General features: G+C 67.7%; 13 protein-coding genes and 2 pseudogenes. 7 read left to right on the top strand and 8 right to left on the bottom strand.

Features of this window, described 5'->3' with window-relative positions; translation table 11 throughout:
* A partial coding sequence (locus E3T25_RS14570) for an SbcC/MukB-like Walker B domain-containing protein (RefSeq protein WP_277613311.1) occupies positions 1-1,646 on the top strand: 1,646 nt, incomplete at its 5' end.
* A 36-nt stretch (positions 1,647-1,682) separates the two neighbouring features.
* Here E3T25_RS14570 and E3T25_RS14565 read toward each other — a convergent pair.
* The gene (locus E3T25_RS14565) at positions 1,683-2,459 is read right to left on the bottom strand and encodes an HNH endonuclease family protein (protein WP_104099136.1); all 777 of its coding nucleotides are present in this window, start codon (positions 2,457-2,459) and stop codon (positions 1,683-1,685) included.
* A 49-nt stretch (positions 2,460-2,508) separates the two neighbouring features.
* Here E3T25_RS14565 and E3T25_RS14560 point away from each other — a divergent pair, with 49 nt between their 5' ends.
* Both E3T25_RS14560 and E3T25_RS14555 read left to right on the top strand, forming a co-directional pair.
* Positions 2,509-2,871: a DUF2834 domain-containing protein gene (locus E3T25_RS14560; protein WP_104193930.1), complete on the top strand. Its 363-nt coding sequence runs from the start codon at positions 2,509-2,511 to the stop codon at positions 2,869-2,871.
* A gap of 204 nt (positions 2,872-3,075) precedes the next feature.
* Positions 3,076-4,374, top strand: a pseudogene (locus tag E3T25_RS14555) (ISL3 family transposase).
* Between the two features lie 57 nt (positions 4,375-4,431).
* Here E3T25_RS14555 and E3T25_RS17100 read toward each other — a convergent pair.
* Positions 4,432-4,758: pseudogene (locus E3T25_RS17100) on the bottom strand (cupin domain-containing protein); the annotation flags it as partial.
* 361 nt (positions 4,759-5,119) lie between these two features.
* Between E3T25_RS17100 and E3T25_RS14545 the strand changes: the two are divergent.
* Positions 5,120-6,211, top strand: coding sequence for a TerC family protein (locus E3T25_RS14545; protein WP_104099665.1), 1,092 nt, complete (start codon positions 5,120-5,122; stop codon positions 6,209-6,211).
* Positions 6,208-6,564, top strand: a complete 357-nt coding sequence (locus tag E3T25_RS14540; RefSeq protein WP_104193928.1) for a winged helix-turn-helix domain-containing protein — start codon at positions 6,208-6,210, stop codon at positions 6,562-6,564. Before E3T25_RS14545 ends, E3T25_RS14540 begins: the two co-directional genes overlap by 4 nt.
* A gap of 13 nt (positions 6,565-6,577) precedes the next feature.
* Here the strand turns inward: E3T25_RS14540 and E3T25_RS14535 are convergent, their stop codons facing one another.
* The gene (locus tag E3T25_RS14535) at positions 6,578-7,270 is read right to left on the bottom strand and encodes a Pr6Pr family membrane protein (protein ID WP_134375084.1); all 693 of its coding nucleotides are present in this window, start codon (positions 7,268-7,270) and stop codon (positions 6,578-6,580) included.
* Between the two features lie 168 nt (positions 7,271-7,438).
* Between E3T25_RS14535 and E3T25_RS14530 the strand changes: the two genes are divergently transcribed.
* Positions 7,439-8,467, top strand: coding sequence for a TerC/Alx family metal homeostasis membrane protein (locus tag E3T25_RS14530; RefSeq protein WP_104099663.1), 1,029 nt, complete (start codon positions 7,439-7,441; stop codon positions 8,465-8,467).
* Between the two features lie 60 nt (positions 8,468-8,527).
* Here E3T25_RS14530 and E3T25_RS14525 read toward each other — a convergent pair whose 3' ends face one another.
* Genes E3T25_RS14525 through E3T25_RS14515 form a run of 3 tightly spaced genes read right to left on the bottom strand, consistent with a single transcriptional unit; the run spans position 8,528 to position 10,823 of the window.
* Positions 8,528-9,343, bottom strand: a complete 816-nt coding sequence (locus E3T25_RS14525) for an amino acid ABC transporter ATP-binding protein (RefSeq protein ID WP_134375082.1) — start codon at positions 9,341-9,343, stop codon at positions 8,528-8,530.
* Positions 9,330-9,998: an amino acid ABC transporter permease gene (locus tag E3T25_RS14520; RefSeq protein ID WP_104099661.1), complete on the bottom strand. Its 669-nt coding sequence runs from the start codon at positions 9,996-9,998 to the stop codon at positions 9,330-9,332. The genes E3T25_RS14525 and E3T25_RS14520 overlap by 14 nt, the downstream gene beginning before the upstream one ends.
* Positions 9,999-10,010: 12 nt before the next feature.
* Entirely contained in the window at positions 10,011-10,823 is an 813-nt protein-coding gene (locus E3T25_RS14515; protein ID WP_134375080.1) for an amino acid ABC transporter substrate-binding protein, read from the bottom strand.
* Positions 10,824-11,081: 258 nt separating this feature from the next.
* Between E3T25_RS14515 and E3T25_RS14510 the strand changes: the two genes are divergently transcribed.
* A complete protein-coding gene (locus E3T25_RS14510; protein WP_104099659.1) occupies positions 11,082-12,092 on the top strand; it encodes an ADP-ribosylglycohydrolase family protein in 1,011 nt (336 codons plus the stop codon).
* A 32-nt stretch (positions 12,093-12,124) separates the two neighbouring features.
* Here E3T25_RS14510 and E3T25_RS14505 read toward each other — a convergent pair whose 3' ends face one another.
* Positions 12,125-14,290, bottom strand: coding sequence for a RecQ family ATP-dependent DNA helicase (locus E3T25_RS14505; RefSeq protein WP_134375079.1), 2,166 nt, complete (start codon positions 14,288-14,290; stop codon positions 12,125-12,127).
* A gap of 135 nt (positions 14,291-14,425) precedes the next feature.
* Entirely contained in the window at positions 14,426-14,905 is a 480-nt protein-coding gene (locus tag E3T25_RS14500; protein WP_134342014.1) for a PPOX class F420-dependent oxidoreductase, read from the bottom strand.
* Between the last annotated feature and the right edge of the window lie 42 nt (positions 14,906-14,947).

The raw sequence follows: 14,947 nt of genomic DNA, 5'->3' as shown, positions 1-14,947 counted from the left end.
AGCGGCTGCGGGCGGCCGAGGGCGCGGCCGGCCAGGTGCGGCGTCTCGACGCGGAGCTGGAGGTGGCGCACCGGGCCGACGCGGTCGCCGCCGGCGAGAACGCGGCGGCGGCGGTGCGCTACCAGACCCTTGTGGACCGGCGGCTGGCCGGCCACGCCGTCGAGTTGGCCTCGCACCTCGTGCCGGGGGAGCCGTGCGAGGTGTGCGGCTCGACCGCGCATCCGGCTCCCGCCACCGGCGATGAAGAACCGGTCACCGAAGCCGACATCGTGGCGGCACGGGCATGCCTGAAGCAGGCGCAGACCCGACTCGATCAGACGCACGTCGCCGCAGGCACCGTGGCCACCGATCTGGCCGAGGCCCGGGCCCGGGCCGGGGAGCGCACCATCGACGAAATCGTCGCCGAAATGGCCGCGTCCGAGGTGGCCCTCGCCGCGGCCGTGAACGCGGGCGTGCGGGCGGCAGCGCTCGGCCTCGACAAGAGCCGGCTGCGGGCCGAACTCGACGAGGCCGGCCGTGCCCTGGCAGGCCTCTGCTCCGCCCGCGATGTGGCGGCCGTGCAGCTTGCCGAGCGCCGCAGCGCCCGACAGGCCATCGACGACCGAGTGTCCGCCCAGCGCGGCGACTTCGCCTCGGTGGGCCACCGGGTCGATCGGCTGCGGGCAGAGCTGGCCTCCGCGCGGGCCCTCGGCGAGGCCCTCGACCACAGCCGTGAGCGCCGGAGCCTGCGGAACGCCGCCGGCGCATCCGTTCAGGCTCAGCTGGACCGCGAAGGTTTCGTCGACGAGCAGGACGTGGCCGCCGCCCACCAGAACGACGCCGACGTGCGGCAGCTGGAAGAGCTGATCCGCGGCCACGACGATTCGCGCGCGGCGGCGCGCTCGGTGCTGGCTGAACCGGCACTCACGGGTCTTCCCGCCGGCCTGACCGACGTCGGTCCGGCCCGGGAAACCCTGGTGACGGCGGCGGCGGAACGGGATGCGGCGCTGGCCGAACGCGGCTCCCTGGGGGAGCGGGTGGCCGTCATGACCGGCCTGGTCACGGATGCCCGCGTGCACTTCGACGCCGGCGCGGAGCTTCTGTCCACGCAGACGCAGGTTAGGGAGTTGGCGGCGGCCGTGCACGGCGACGAACCCAACACGAAACGGATGCGCCTGGAGACCTACGTTCTCGCCGCGCAGCTCGAGCAGATCATTGCAGCGGCCAACAACCGGCTACGCACCATGACCGGGGGCCGCTACACCCTCGAACACGACGACTCGGTGCAGTTCCGTGGTGGCCAGTCCGGGCTCGGGCTGATGATCCGGGACGCGCACACCGGGCGGGCCCGCCCCACCCAGTCGCTCTCCGGCGGCGAGACGTTCCTGGCGTCATTGGCCCTCGCCCTCGGGCTGGCGGAAATCGTGTCGAACCAGGCCGGCGGCATCGCCCTCGACACCCTGTTCGTCGACGAGGGCTTCGGGTCCCTCGACGGCGCCACCCTGGAAACCGCGATGAGCACCCTGGACGGCCTCCGCGCCGGCGGCCGCACCATCGGTCTGATCAGCCATGTCGACTCCATGAAGGAGCAGATCCCGGCCAAGCTGGTCATCACCGTCACCGACCAGGGCTTCAGCGAGATCGACGAGGTCCTCGTGTCGGTGTAGCCGGGCTGTGCCGGTTCGTGCTGTGCCGGCGCGGGACTAGTCCAGACCGGGCGTGGCCGAGTAGGCAGGCTGGCCGGGGCAGGTCGCGAGCACGCGCACCATGGCGTCGTGCTCGGCCGGGGCCACCCATAGGCCGTAGGTGGCCTTCACGGAGATCTGGCGGGCCACATATTCGCAGCGGAACGACTTCTCCGCGGGTAGCCAGGTGGCGGCGTCCCCGTCGCCCTTCTGCGAGTTGGAGACACCGTCGGAGGCCAGCAGGTTCAGCGGGTCGTTGGCCAGGGCGATCCGCTCTTCCCGGGTCAGTTGTGCGGCGCCGGTTTGCCAGGCGTTCGACAAAGCGACCAGATGGTCGATCTGCACGAGCATCGAGGTGGTCTCGCCGCGCTCGAACGACACCGATTCGCCCGTGTACGGCGCCAGCAGCTGGCCGCTCAAGACCCGGCAGGACGCGTCGGTCACGATCGCGGCCAGGTCGCGGGCCAGGATATCGTTGCGGGTGTCGCAGCCGTTGTCGTCCACGTCGCGCCAGGCGGAGCCGAACTCGCCGGTGCGGTCGTAGCCGGTCTTCGCGGCCTTGCCCTTGACCGGCAGGGTGGCGAGCAGGTCGGCCGCGTCGCCGGTCACCGGGGCCGCGGCCGTGGATCCGACCGGGAAGGGAACGGATGTCTCGCCCGGTGTGACGCCGGGCACGCCGACCACGATCGCCCAGACCAAAGCCAGGAGCGGCAGGACCACCATCAGGGCGGTGACGGGCCGTCGCCTGGAACGCCGGCTGCGGGTTGACGCAGGCTTGCGAGATGCGTGTGGCATGGTGCTCCCAGGGTCGGCTTTCGACCCTACCGGGCGGCAATAATGACGTATGACCAAAAACTGGACCCCGCTCGCCGCCGTCTACCTGGCGCTCAGCCTCGGCGGCCTCGTGGGCACCTGGACCTTCAACCTGCTGGCGATCGTGCAGCTACGCGACTTCGTCGGTGACTGGGTGAACAGCGGTCCGGCGGTGTCGTCACTGACCGTTGACCTGCTGGTGGTGGCGGTGGCCGGCAGCATCCTGATCATCGTCGAGGCCAGGCGGATCGGGATGAAGCGGGGTTGGCTCTACGTGGTGCTCTCGGGTCTGACAGCCTTCGCCTTCACCTTCCCGCTTTTCCTCGCAATGCGGGAACGCACGCTGCAGGCGCAGCGGGTGCGGCCGGCGCCTGCCGGAGCCCGGACCCGCTAGGCGCCAGCCAGGCGGTCTCGAACCAATTCGACGGAGATTTTGCTCAAAACCGGCCCCAAACATCCGTTTCAGCCCGAAATGCTCAAAATCTCGGCTCTCCTGCTGTATCCGTGGGTGTTTCGGAGCGCCTTAACGGCCGCACGCCGCTTCCTGTCTAGGTTTCTGACTGTCTAGGAACAGAAACTCAAGGGGCAGGAAAACGGCGTGCGGTCTCTAACAATAGGGCGGACTTTGCTCGGTGTCGACAAGACAGTGGTCGAGGACGTTGATCTCGACCTCGTAGCGGGCGTTTTTGTTGCGTCGGTTCGGCTGACCAGGTCGATGCGGAACCGGTGCGGGAGCTGCCAGAAACGCTGCCCGCGCTACGACGAGGGGGCGGGGCGCCGCCGGTGGCGGGGATTGGATTTCGGCTCGACCCGGGTCTTTCTGGAGGCGGATGCCCCGCGGGTGTCGTGCCGGGAGCACGGGGTGATCGTGGCCGCAGTCCCGTGGGCCAGGCACCAGGCCGGCCACACGCATCACTTTGACTCTCAGGTCGCGTGGCTGGCCACGCAGACGTCTAAGGCCGCGGTCACCGTGTTGATGCGGATCGCGTAGCGGACGGTCGGGGCGATCATCACCCGGGTGTGGGCCGACACGGAAAAGCTCCATGATCCCTTCGCCGGGCTCACCCGGATCGGGATCGATGAGATCTCCTACAAGCGCGGCCGGAAGTTCTTGACCGTGGTCGTCGACCACGATTCGGGGCGTCTGGTCTGGGCCGCACCCGGCCAGGATAAGGCCACCCTGGGCACGTTCTTCGATGCGCTCGGCGCGGAACGATCCGCTCTGATCACGCATGTTTCCGCGGATGGGGCCGCGTGGATCGCGTCGGTCGTCGCAGCACGCTGCCCGAACGCAGTCCGCTGCGCGGACCCGTTCCACGTCGTGAAGTGGGCCACGGAAGCCCTCGATGAAGTTCGCAAGGCCGCCTGGACCGAGGCCCGCAAACAGGCCCGCCTAAACGAGTCCCGCACGGTTGGCCGGCCCGTGCACGACGCCCCGGCCCGGCCTCACAGCGAGCACGCGAAGTTGATGATGAACTCCCGCTACGCGCTCTGGAAAAACCCCGAGAACCTCACCGAGAAACAACAGATCAAGCTGGCCTGGGTCGTTCACACCAACCCGGCCCTGGGCCGGGCCTACTATCTCAAAGAAGGCCTCCGGCTGGTCTTCAAGCTGCCCCGCGACGAAGCCGCCGAGGCCCTGGACAAGTGGGTCGGATGGGCACGCCGCAGCCGAATACCGTCATTCGTGAAACTCCAACGCTCCATCGTCAAGCACCGGGCCGCGATCCTTGCATCGATCGAGCACGGCCTCTCCAACGGCCGCATCGAGTCCATGAACACCAAGATCCGACTACTCACCCGCATCGCGTTCGGCTTCAAATCACCCGACGCCCTCATCGCCCTCGCCATGCTCAGCCTCGGCGGCCACAAACCAGTGCTCCCCGGCCGGGTTTAACCCACAGAAGCAGCAGGAGAGCCCGAATCTCCGTCGAATTCGTTAGGCCGCACTCAGCTAGTTGGTGTCGGCGGACCGCGCCCTCGTCGAGGGGCGCTTTGCCGCCGGCTTGCGTGGTGTCTTCGCGGCGGGCTTGGCGGCCGTCTTCGACGTCGGCTTTGCCGTAGCCTGCGTGGCGGCCGGCTTCGCCTGGCGTGATTTCTGCTTCGGCTTCGGCTCCGTGAGCCGCAGCACCTTGCCGCCCGTGTTGAGCACATTGTGCCGCGCGCCGGCCGGCACGACCATGGCGGAGTTCTTCCTGATCTTCGTCTTGGTGCCGTCGATCCAGATCTCGCCCTTGCCCTTCTCCACCCGAAAGTACTGGTCTCGATCTGGGTGCACCTCTTTCCCCGATGTCCTCGCCCGGCTCCAGCGCCATCACGACCAGCTGCAGCCCCGGGCGGTGTACAGCACCTGGCGGAAATTCGAGTTGCGGATGGCCGCGTCCTCGATCTTGTCGACAAAACCCGTCATGGGATCCTCCGTTGTTCCAGTGCGCGGTAGTCGCGGCGGCGGAAGTGCTCAACCGCCGCAGTCAACCCCGCTGTTTGCGCCAAAGGGTGAAGTATGCTTCACTTATTTTCGGAGGGGAGTAATCCCCAGCGTGTGGTCGTCATTACGGTTCCGTCATCGGAGCCCGGCCACAGGGACCCGATCCGGGTTGGACCAGACCTCCAGTCGAAAAAGTGACTGGAAGGCATTCCCCATGGACGTTCCCCTCTACGCCTGGCTGGCGGTGTTCGGCATCATCGCCGTCATGCTCGCCGTCGACCTGTTCGCCCATCGCAAGGCCCATGTGATCGGAGTGCGCGAAGCCGCGATCTGGTCCGTGATCTGGGTGCTCATCGGCATCTCCTTCGGCGTCGTGATCTGGGTGACGGCCGGGGCCGAGTTCGGGCAGCAGTATTACGCGGGCTACCTGATCGAGAAGTCCCTCGCGGTCGACAACGTCTTCGTCTGGGCGATCATCTTCGCCGCTTTCGCGGTGCCGCGCCAGTACCAGCACCGGGTGCTGTTCCTCGGCGTTCTCGGTGCGCTCGTGCTGCGCGGCATCTTCATCGCCGCGGGCGCCGTGTTGATCGAGAACTTCTCCTGGATTCTCTACGTGTTCGCTGCGTTCCTGATCTTCACGGGCTACCGCATGATCCGCACCCGCAACGAGCACGCGCACCCCGAGAAATCCCAAGTGCTGCGCCTCTTCCGCCGCTTCATCCCGATGACCGAGACGTTCCACGGCCAGCGCTTACTCGTGCGCAAGAACGGCATTCTGCTCGCCACACCGCTGCTGGCGGTTCTCGTGCTCGTCGAGGTGACGGATGTCGTGTTCGCCGTGGACTCCATCCCGGCCATCTTCGCGGTCACCAGTGAACCGTTCATCGTCTTCACCGCCAACGCCTTTGCAATCCTCGGCCTCCGGGCGATGTACTTCCTGCTCGCCGACCTCATGCACCGATTCGTCTACCTGAAGATTGGTCTCTCGCTGGTGCTGATCTGGGTGGGCGTCAAGATGCTGCTGCTCGACGTCTTCTACATCCCGACGACCGTTTCCCTATCTGTGATCGCGCTGATCATCGCGGTTTCGGTCATGCTCAGCCTCCGGGCCACGCGCGGCCAGGGGCGGCGCGAGTTCGAGGCCGCTCCCGTCGGCTCGTTCCGCGAGGCCACCCCTGAGGAACTCGCCCAGATGGAGCCGGTCTGGCGCCGATCGGCCCGCACGCCCGAGCAGAAGGCACAGAATGCCGAGCAGAAGGCCGAACAGAAGGCTGAGCAGAAGAAGGTGAACGAGACCCTCCGATGACCGAGATGCTGCCCGAACCGCCGCCCGTTCCGCCGCCTGGACCGACGGATGCCCCCGGCAAGCCGTGGACGTTCCTCACCCACCACGCGCACCTGCTCCTGGCTATCGCAGGTAACCCCGATGCGCGGGTGCAGGAGCTCGCCGACACGGTGGGGGTGTCAACCCGGGCGGCGCTGAGCATCATGGCGGACCTGGTCAAGGCCGGCTACATCCGGCGCGAACGGGTGGGGCGGCGCAATCACTACAGCATCGAGCGGAACCGGCCGTTCCGGCATCCGTCGACCGCGGCGCACAGCGTCGACGAGATGATCGCCGCGTTCAGCACTTTCGCGCCGCCGCCGCGATCGGTCTGACCGCGACAGCGGATCAGGCCACGGGTTCGGTCGTCAAAACCTGTGGCCGGAGGCGGCTCGCGGCGATTGCGGCCGCGGCGAGACCGGTGATGAAGGTCGCGATGCCGAGCACGTAGAAGATCACGGTCACGTAGCCGCCCGGCTGGGCCGGTTCGAGGAAGGGATAGGTGTAGAAGCCGGTCAGGGTGCCCCGCACCACGGCGTAAGTCACCCAAGCCAGCGGGTAGATCAGGGCCACACCGAGGCGCTTCCAGGCCAGGGCCGGGCGCCCGGGCGAGAGGATCCAGTCCAGCGCGATGAAGATCGGCGCCCAGACGTGCAACACCTCGTTGGGCCAGCCGACACCGATGAAGCCATCGGAGACGACGTTGCGCAGCAGCGCGTTGTAGACGACCCCGGTGACGACCGCGTAGGTGAGTACCGACATTCGCACCCCGGTGAGGAGTTGGGAATCCGTGCTTCGGCGAAGGGCGAGGGAACCTCCCACGAGCAGCACGACCACGTTCATCAGGCTCGACTGGATGGTGAAGTAGCCGAAATACTCGGTCGCCACGAAGGCGTCGTTCCAGAGCTGGTCGGTGATCTGCGTAATGATGCTCGCGAGGAGCAGCAGTCCCATGCCGATCCGCAGCAGACCGGAAAGCTGCCGGAAGGTGGAGGGCGATGCTGAGTCGGAGCCCACCGGAGAGATCGCTGTTGAAGTCACTGGAAAAGAATAGTGCGGACGAGCTGGGGATTTAGCAGGGCAGGCCGCTTGCCCGGAAGGGGGTCAGCAGCAGAGGCAGGATACTGTTGACGTTCATGCTTATTTAGTTCCTCTTATGAGTAGGCTCACGCTGAAATTCTCGCTGAGGACACGACAGGAAGGTCACAGTTGCTGGAAGTAACTGCGCTCCGCTGGACGCTCACCATCGCCGTCATTCTGGGTCTGCTCGCGTTGGACCTGGGTTTGGCCATCGCCCGGCCGCACGTCGTCAAGTTTCGGGAGGCCGCACTCTCGTCGGTGCTGTACATCGCGGTCGCGATCCTGTTCGGTCTCGTTTTCGCGGCGCAGGTGGGCTGGGGGTTCGGCGCGGAATACTTCGCCGGGTACATCGTTGAGAAGAGCCTGTCCATCGACAACCTCTTCGTCTTCGTGATCATCATGTCGACCTTCGCGGTCCCGGAAAAATACCAGCAGAAAGTTCTCATCTTCGGGATCCTGCTGGCACTCATTCTGCGGGCGATCTTCATTGCACTGGGTTCCGCCCTGCTTTCGCTGTTCTCATTCATGTTCCTGATCTTCGGTCTGGTGCTGATCTTCACAGCCGTACAGCTCTTCCGGCACCGTAACGTCGACCCTGACGTGCAAGACAACGTACTGGTCCGGGTGGCCCGTCGGGGCCTGACCGTTACCGACGACTATGTCGACGGTCGAATGTTCACGCGGAGCGCCGGCCGCCGCGCGGTGACACCGCTGTTTATCGTGCTGATAGCGATCGGCAGCACCGATCTCCTGTTCGCACTCGATTCGATCCCGGCGATCTTCGGAATCACCGATGAGGCGTACATCGTCTTCACCGCCAACGCCTTCGCGCTGCTCGGGCTCCGGGCGCTCTTCTTCCTCGTCAAGGGGCTCCTCGACCGGCTGGTCTACCTGTCGACCGGCCTGTCCCTCATCCTGGCCTTCATCGGTGTGAAACTCGTTCTGCATTGGGCACACGGCCTTGATGGCCGAGTGCCGGAGATCAGTACGAATCTCAGCCTGATCGTCATCGGTGTGGTCTTGACCGTGACCACGGTCGCCAGCCTGATCAAGACACGCCAGGATCCCACGGTGCGAGCTCATGCCGGCTCGCTCCGGGCAGCGGATCATTCCGAGACTGAACCAGCGGATCAGCCCGACTCCGGGCACAAGAGTTGACGGGCAGGTGAGGGGCTAAGCCGCTGCCCGGCGAGGTCGGCCCCACGCCTGGATGTGCACCTAGAAGGGGAACAGCAGCCGGTGCAGGAACTGCCGGGTGCGTTCCTCCTTCGGGTGGCGCAGCAGCTGATTCGGGTCGCCGCGCTCGACGATCCGGCCACCGTCGACGAAGGCCACCTCGGTGGCTACCTCGCGCGCGAATTCGAGTTCGTGGGTCACGATCACCATGCTCCAGCCCTCCACCGCCAGCTCCTTGATCAGGCGCAGAACATCGCCCACGAGTTCCGGGTCGAGGGATGACGTGGGCTCGTCGAAGAGCAGCAGCTGCGGGCGCAGGGCGAGCGCGCGCACGATGCCCACACGCTGCTGCTGGCCGCCGGAGAGCTCGAACGGGTAGCTGTCCTTCTTGGCGCTGAGGCCCACGCGGTCGAGCAACGCGAGCGCCTCCGCTTCGACCTCCGCCTTCGGGCGGCGCTGCACCACCACGGGCCCCTCCAACACGTTCTCCAGTACGGTCTTGTGCGGGAACAGGTTGTAGTGCTGGAAGACCATGGCCGACCGGTCGCGCAGAGCCGCACGCTGACTCTTCCCCGGAATGGCTGCGAAGTCGACCGACAGTTCGTCGGCCACGTCGATCGTTCCGCCGTTGGCCAGTTCCAGGCCGTTCAGGCAGCGCAGGATGGTGGTCTTGCCGGAACCGGAGGGTCCGATCAGGGCGAGCACGTGGCCGCGACCCACCGTCAGGTCGATGGATTGCAACACCTGGTTGGAGCCGAAACTCTTCTGGAGCCCGCGCACGCGGAGCAGGGCGTCGGAGGTCGCCGCGGCATCCGGGGCCGTCGGTTCGGTCGGATCAATCGGATCAGTGGGGGACATAGCGGTCCAATCGCTTCTCGAGAACGCTCTGCACCGAGGACAGGCCCAGGCAGATCACCCAGTAGACCAGGGCGGCTTCGAGGTAGAGCAGCATGAATTCCTGGCTGAAGGCGGCCACCTGCTGTGCTTCGCGGAACAGCTCCGTGACCAGGATCAGCGAGGCGAGGGAGGTGTCCTTGACCAGGCTGATGAAGGTGTTCGACAGGGGCGGAACCGAGACACGGGCGGCCTGCGGCAGGATGATCCGGGTCAGCGCGCGACGGTGCGACATGCCGATCATGTAGGCCGCCTCCCATTGTCCCTTGGGCACCGAGAGGATGGCAGCCCGAATCACTTCGGCGGCGTAGCCTCCGACGTTGAGCGAGAACGCCATCACAGCGCTCGGCCACGGATCGATCAGGATGCCCAGCGACGGCAGGCCGTAGAAGATCACGAACAACTGGACCAACAGTGGGGTACCGCGCACGATCGAGATGTAGACCCGGGCGATGCCGGACACCCACCGGCGCCGGGAGAGGCGCATCAACGCCAGCCCGAGCGCGAGCGCCAGACCGATCGTGAACGAGGCGAGCGCCAGCGGGATGGTGCCGAGAATCGCCCCCTGCACGATGGGACCGAGCGAGGTCCAGAATAGGTCCCAGGCGGATTGGTTCATGGCTGGACGGGGTTACTGGGAAACGTCGGACCCGAAGTACTTCTCCGAGATCGACGTCAGGGTGCCGGCGGCGGCGAGCTTCTCGAGGGCCGCGTCGACGGCATCCGTCAGCTCCGTGCTTCCCTTGACGAAAGCGAACGAGGTCGCGGACTCCTCGTCGGTGTTCGCGGCGACCTTGAGCCCGGTGGCGCCGGTCTGCTTCTGGTAGTCGAGGAAGGTAAGATTGTCGTTCACGGTCGCGTCGACGCGGCCCTGTTCGACCAGGGCGACCGACTGGGCCCAGCCCTCGACGGCCTGCACACGTGCGCCGCTCTCGGTGGCGAGGGTGTTCCAGTTGCTGGTGAGCGACTGGGCCGTGGTCTTGCCGGCCAGGGTCTCGAAGGAGGTGATCGAGGTGTTGTCGCTCTTGACCACGATCACGCCGGTCGAGAACGTGTAGGGGGTCGAGAAGTTGTACTTGGCGACGCGTTCCGGGGTGGCCGTGACCTGGTTGGCGATGACGTCGAAGCGGCCAGCCTCGAGGCCGGCGAAGATGCCGTCCCACTGGGTTTCCTCGAACTTGGCCGTGACTCCGAGCTCGGCTGCGACGGCCTCGATGATCTCGACGTCGTAGCCGGCCAGTGCGCCGGAGCCACCCTCGTGGAAGGTGAACGGGCGGTACGTGCCCTCGGTGCCGATGGTGAGCACGCCCGCGTCTATGACGGAGGACAGCGAGGTGTCGGCGCCGGTGGTGGTTGCGTCGTCGGTGTCGGTGCTCGCGGAGCAGCCGGCCAGCGACACGGTGAGCGCTGTGAGTAATACCGCCGACAGGATCTTGAGCTTCATTTTTCTGGCCTAACCGAGGTTGCAGGTGCGTATTCATCGCCGAAAAGCGATGTCTGAAGACTAACAAGGAGTGCGCCCCGGTAAGTATTCCCGTGACGCGCCGCGTCACACACCGGTTAGGCCCCGGTCAATGGCCTTGCCGGGGATTTTGGGCCGGAATAGGCTGCGCTCATCCCGTGCACCCGACGTTCGTTCTCGGATGTGCAGGTACTCCGGTCCTTACCCGACCCGAATCGGCCCGACCCGAAGGAGCCTGCAATGAAGCTGACTGCCGACCAACACGACCGATCAGCAGCGGTGCTGCTGGGCATGGCCTGCGGGGACGCGCTCGGGGCCGGCTACGAGTTTGCCGGGCCGCTACCGGAAACCACCCCGGTCAGCATGCGCGGCGGCGGCGGCTTCCACTGGGTACCCGGCGAGTGGACCGACTACACGGCCATGGCGGTGCCGCTCGCGATCGCCGCGGCGGAGGGCGGGGATCTCAGAGACGACTCGGTCCTCGACATCGTTGTGGCCCACTGGGTGGCCTGGGCGAAATCGGCACCGTACGCGGGCGTGCAGCTGGGGGCGGTGCTCTCGGGCAGCGAGCCGAACGCCGACTCCGTGCGTCGCGGGGCGAGGGAGCAGCATGATCGCAACGGGCGCAGCGCCGGCAACGGATCGCTCCTGAGAACCGCGCCGGTGGCGCTGGCGTTCCTCGGTGATCCGGTCGCCCTGGCCGAGGCCGCGCGCCTGGTCAGTGAGCTGACGCACCGTGAAACCGAGGCAGGCGATGCCTGCGTGCTGTTCGGGCTCGCTTTGCGGCACGCCGTGCTCGAGGGCGAACTCGACATTCGGGTGGGCCTGTCCGCCCTGACGAGCGAGCGCCGCGCGGACTGGTCGACCCGGTTCGACGATGCCGAGCGTGAACGGCCAGCGGATTTCCCGGGTAACGGCTGGGTCGTGCAGACCCTGCAGGCTGCCTGGTCGGCGATCACGTACGCCCGGGGAACGGATGCCGGCCAGGTGCGTCGCGCCATCGAAGTCGCGGCGCGCGGCGGCGGCGACACCGACGCCGTAGCAGGTGTCGCTGGCGCGCTGACCGCCGCCCGCTGGGGGCTGGAAGCTGTGCCAACAACCTGGCGCCACCTGGTGCAGGGCTGGCCGGGGCTGCGCGGCGTTGACCTGGTGCGCCTGTCCATGCAGTCAGCCCACTGCGGAACGGTCGGGGGAGTCCGGGCCGACGAGGTCGGCTTGCAGCGCACGGTCAAGCTGCGCGCGCTGCGTTGACGTCAGGGCGAAAGCTTCAGTTCTCCGGCAGCTCAGGACTTCAACGCCAACGCGAACGGCAGCACGGCCGCCACCCCCTGGCGACGCAGTAGGCGGCCCGCAACCGTGAGCGTCCAGCGGCTGTCGGCGAGGTCATCGACGAGCAGGATCGGTCGGCCCTGCACCGTGTCGAGGGCCGCGGCCAGCTTCGGTCCCACCGCGAAACGGTCCCAGACGTTGGAGAGCCGGTAGGCGCTGTTGCCGCCCGCCGTGCCGGTGGGGCCGCCGTTCACGAGGTCGAGCGAGCCGAGCCAGGGCAGGCGGCCGGCCTCGGCGAACGCCCGAGCCACCGATCCGACCAGCAACGGATGCCGCCGCGAGGGCACGCTCACCACCGCGGCCGGCCGTTCGTCCCAGCCCCACTCCACCAGCACGCGGATGCAGGCCTGGATCAGGGCTGGGCTCGCCGGGGCATCCGTGGACGGCGCGTCGGAGGACTGGGTGGCAAACAGGTCGCGTAGCGGGCCGCCCCAGCCCAGATCGGTGAGGCGGGCGAGGGCGCGGCCGGGCAGCATCCGTTCGCCGGTCGGGATGTTGCCGCGCACGTTCACGCCCAGGCTCGCCACCCCGGTGGGCCACTGCGCGCGCGGCTCGAGAGCCACGCCGACCCGGTCGAGGGCCCGGGCGGCGGCCGAGGTCATCTCGGGCCGCACGTCGCCGGGGAACCAGGCCGTGGTGCAGTTGTCGCAGCGGCCGCAGGCCACCGCGGTGTCGTCGTCGAGCGCGCGCTGCAAGAATTCCATCCGGCAGCCGGTGGTGCGCTCGTAGTCGAGCATCGCCTGCTGCTCGCTCACCCGGGCGGCGGCGATGCGTTCGTAGCGTTCCCGGTCGTAGAACCAGGGCCGGCCGGTGGACACCCAGCCGCCGGTGACGCGGCGCACGGCGCCGTCGACGTCGAGCACCTTCAGCAGCAGCTCGAGCGGGCTGCGCTTGAGGTCGACGCGGGCCTCGAGCGCCGGTGTGGACAGCGGGGCCAATCCGTGCTCCGTGAGCGCCCCGATCACGGCTTCCGCCTTGTGCTGGCTGGGCATCGAGGAGGTGGCGAAGTACTGCCAGATGTCTTCGTCTTCGACTCCGGGCAGCAGCAGCACGTCGGCGTTCTCGGTGGCGCGGCCGGCGCGGCCGACCTGCTGGTAGTAGGCCACGGGGGAGGATGGGGCACCCAGGTGCAACACGAAGCCGAGGTCGGGCTTGTCGAACCCCATGCCCAGGGCGCTGGTGGCGACGAGGGCCTTGACCTTGTTGCGCTTGAGCATGCCCTCGGACTCCTCCCGCTCCGCGGTGTCGGTCTGCCCGGTATAGGCGCGCACCGGGTGCCCGGCCTCCCGCAGCAGACGTGCGGTGTCTTCCGCCGCCGAGACGGTGAGGGTGTAGATGATGCCGCTACCGGGCAGCTCGTCGATGTGGCTGAGCAGCCAGGCCAGCCGGGTGCGCGAGTCGGGCAGGCGCAGTACGCCGAGGCGCAGGGATGCCCGGGCGAGCGGGCCGCGGATGGTGACCACCTCAGCGCCTGCCACGCCGGTTGCGCCGTTCGCGACCGTCGCGCCGGTCGAGACCAGCTGTGCCGCGACATCCGTCACCACGCGGCTGTTCGCCGTGGCCGTGGTCGCCAGCACCGGCACCCCGGCGGGCATCTGGGCGATCAGGTCGCGCAGGCGCCGATAGTCGGGCCGGAAATCATGGCCCCAGTCGGAGATGCAGTGGGCCTCGTCGACGACGAGCAGGCCCACCCGGGCGAGGAGCGCGGGGAGCTGCTCGTCGCGGAACTTCGGGTTGTTGAGTCGCTCCGGCGACACCAGCAGCACATCGACCTCGTCGTCGATCAGCTGCTGCTGCACCTCTGCCCACTCGTGCGGGTTGGAAGAGTTGATCGACACGGCGCGCACCCCGGCCCGGGCTGCCGCGGCCACCTGGTCGCGCATCAGGGCGAGCAGCGGCGACACCAGGATGGTGGGGCCGGCTCCCTGGCGGCGCAGCAGCAGCGTGGCGACGAAGTAGACGGCCGACTTGCCCCACCCGGTGCGTTGCACGACCAGGGCCCGTCGGCGCTGGTCGACGAGGGTCTCGATCGCCTCGAACTGTCCCTCGTGGAAGTCGGCGTCGTCACGCCCGACCAGGTTGCGCAGAATCTCGAGGGCGGCGGCGCGGGTGTCGGTCATCCGTCCAGCTTCGCAGATGCTGGTGACAGTACGTCGGGCGCCAGGCCGCGCGGCGCAGGTTATGGAAGCGGGCACACGGACGAACGTGCGCCTGCTTCCCCAGGGTGCGCCGCGACGCCGATCCTGCGAGCGCGGCTACAGTGCGTCGAGCCGGGCGGCGACGTCGGCTGGGAAGCCGCCCGTGCCGATCGGGCTCCACCGGCTGGGGGTGATGCGGATCAGGGACTTGTCCTGAAGCGCCATCGCCGCCCGGTACTCGGCCCAGTCGGAGTGCTCGCCGGAGATGCAGCGGAAGTACTCGACCAGCCCGTCGCCGGCCTCGGGCATGTGCAGCACCTCGGCGTCGCCGTCGACCTGGATCCAGCCGCCGTCCCAGTCTTCCGAGAGCACCAGTACGGAGGCAAGCACATTTCGCTCCGCGTTGCGGGTTTTCGCCCGGGCAGGATAGGAGGAGATCACGATTCGGCCGGAGGGGTCGACCCCGCCGGTCACGGGCGAGATCTGCGGGCGGCCGTCGGTGCGGGTGGTGGCCAGCAGCATCCGGTGCCTCGGGCGCACGAAAGCGAGCATCTCGGCGAGGTCAACTGTGGTGGTGGTTGCAATGTCTCTGGCCATGATCCAAGGCTACGGCAGAGCGGATGCCCGACACGATCGGTC

It is taken from the genome of Cryobacterium sandaracinum (assembly GCF_004403415.1).
Lineage (GTDB): Bacteria > Actinomycetota > Actinomycetes > Actinomycetales > Microbacteriaceae > Cryobacterium > Cryobacterium sandaracinum.
Note: the sequence above shows the minus strand (reverse complement) of the source record. Positions and strands in the feature narration are given on the sequence as shown.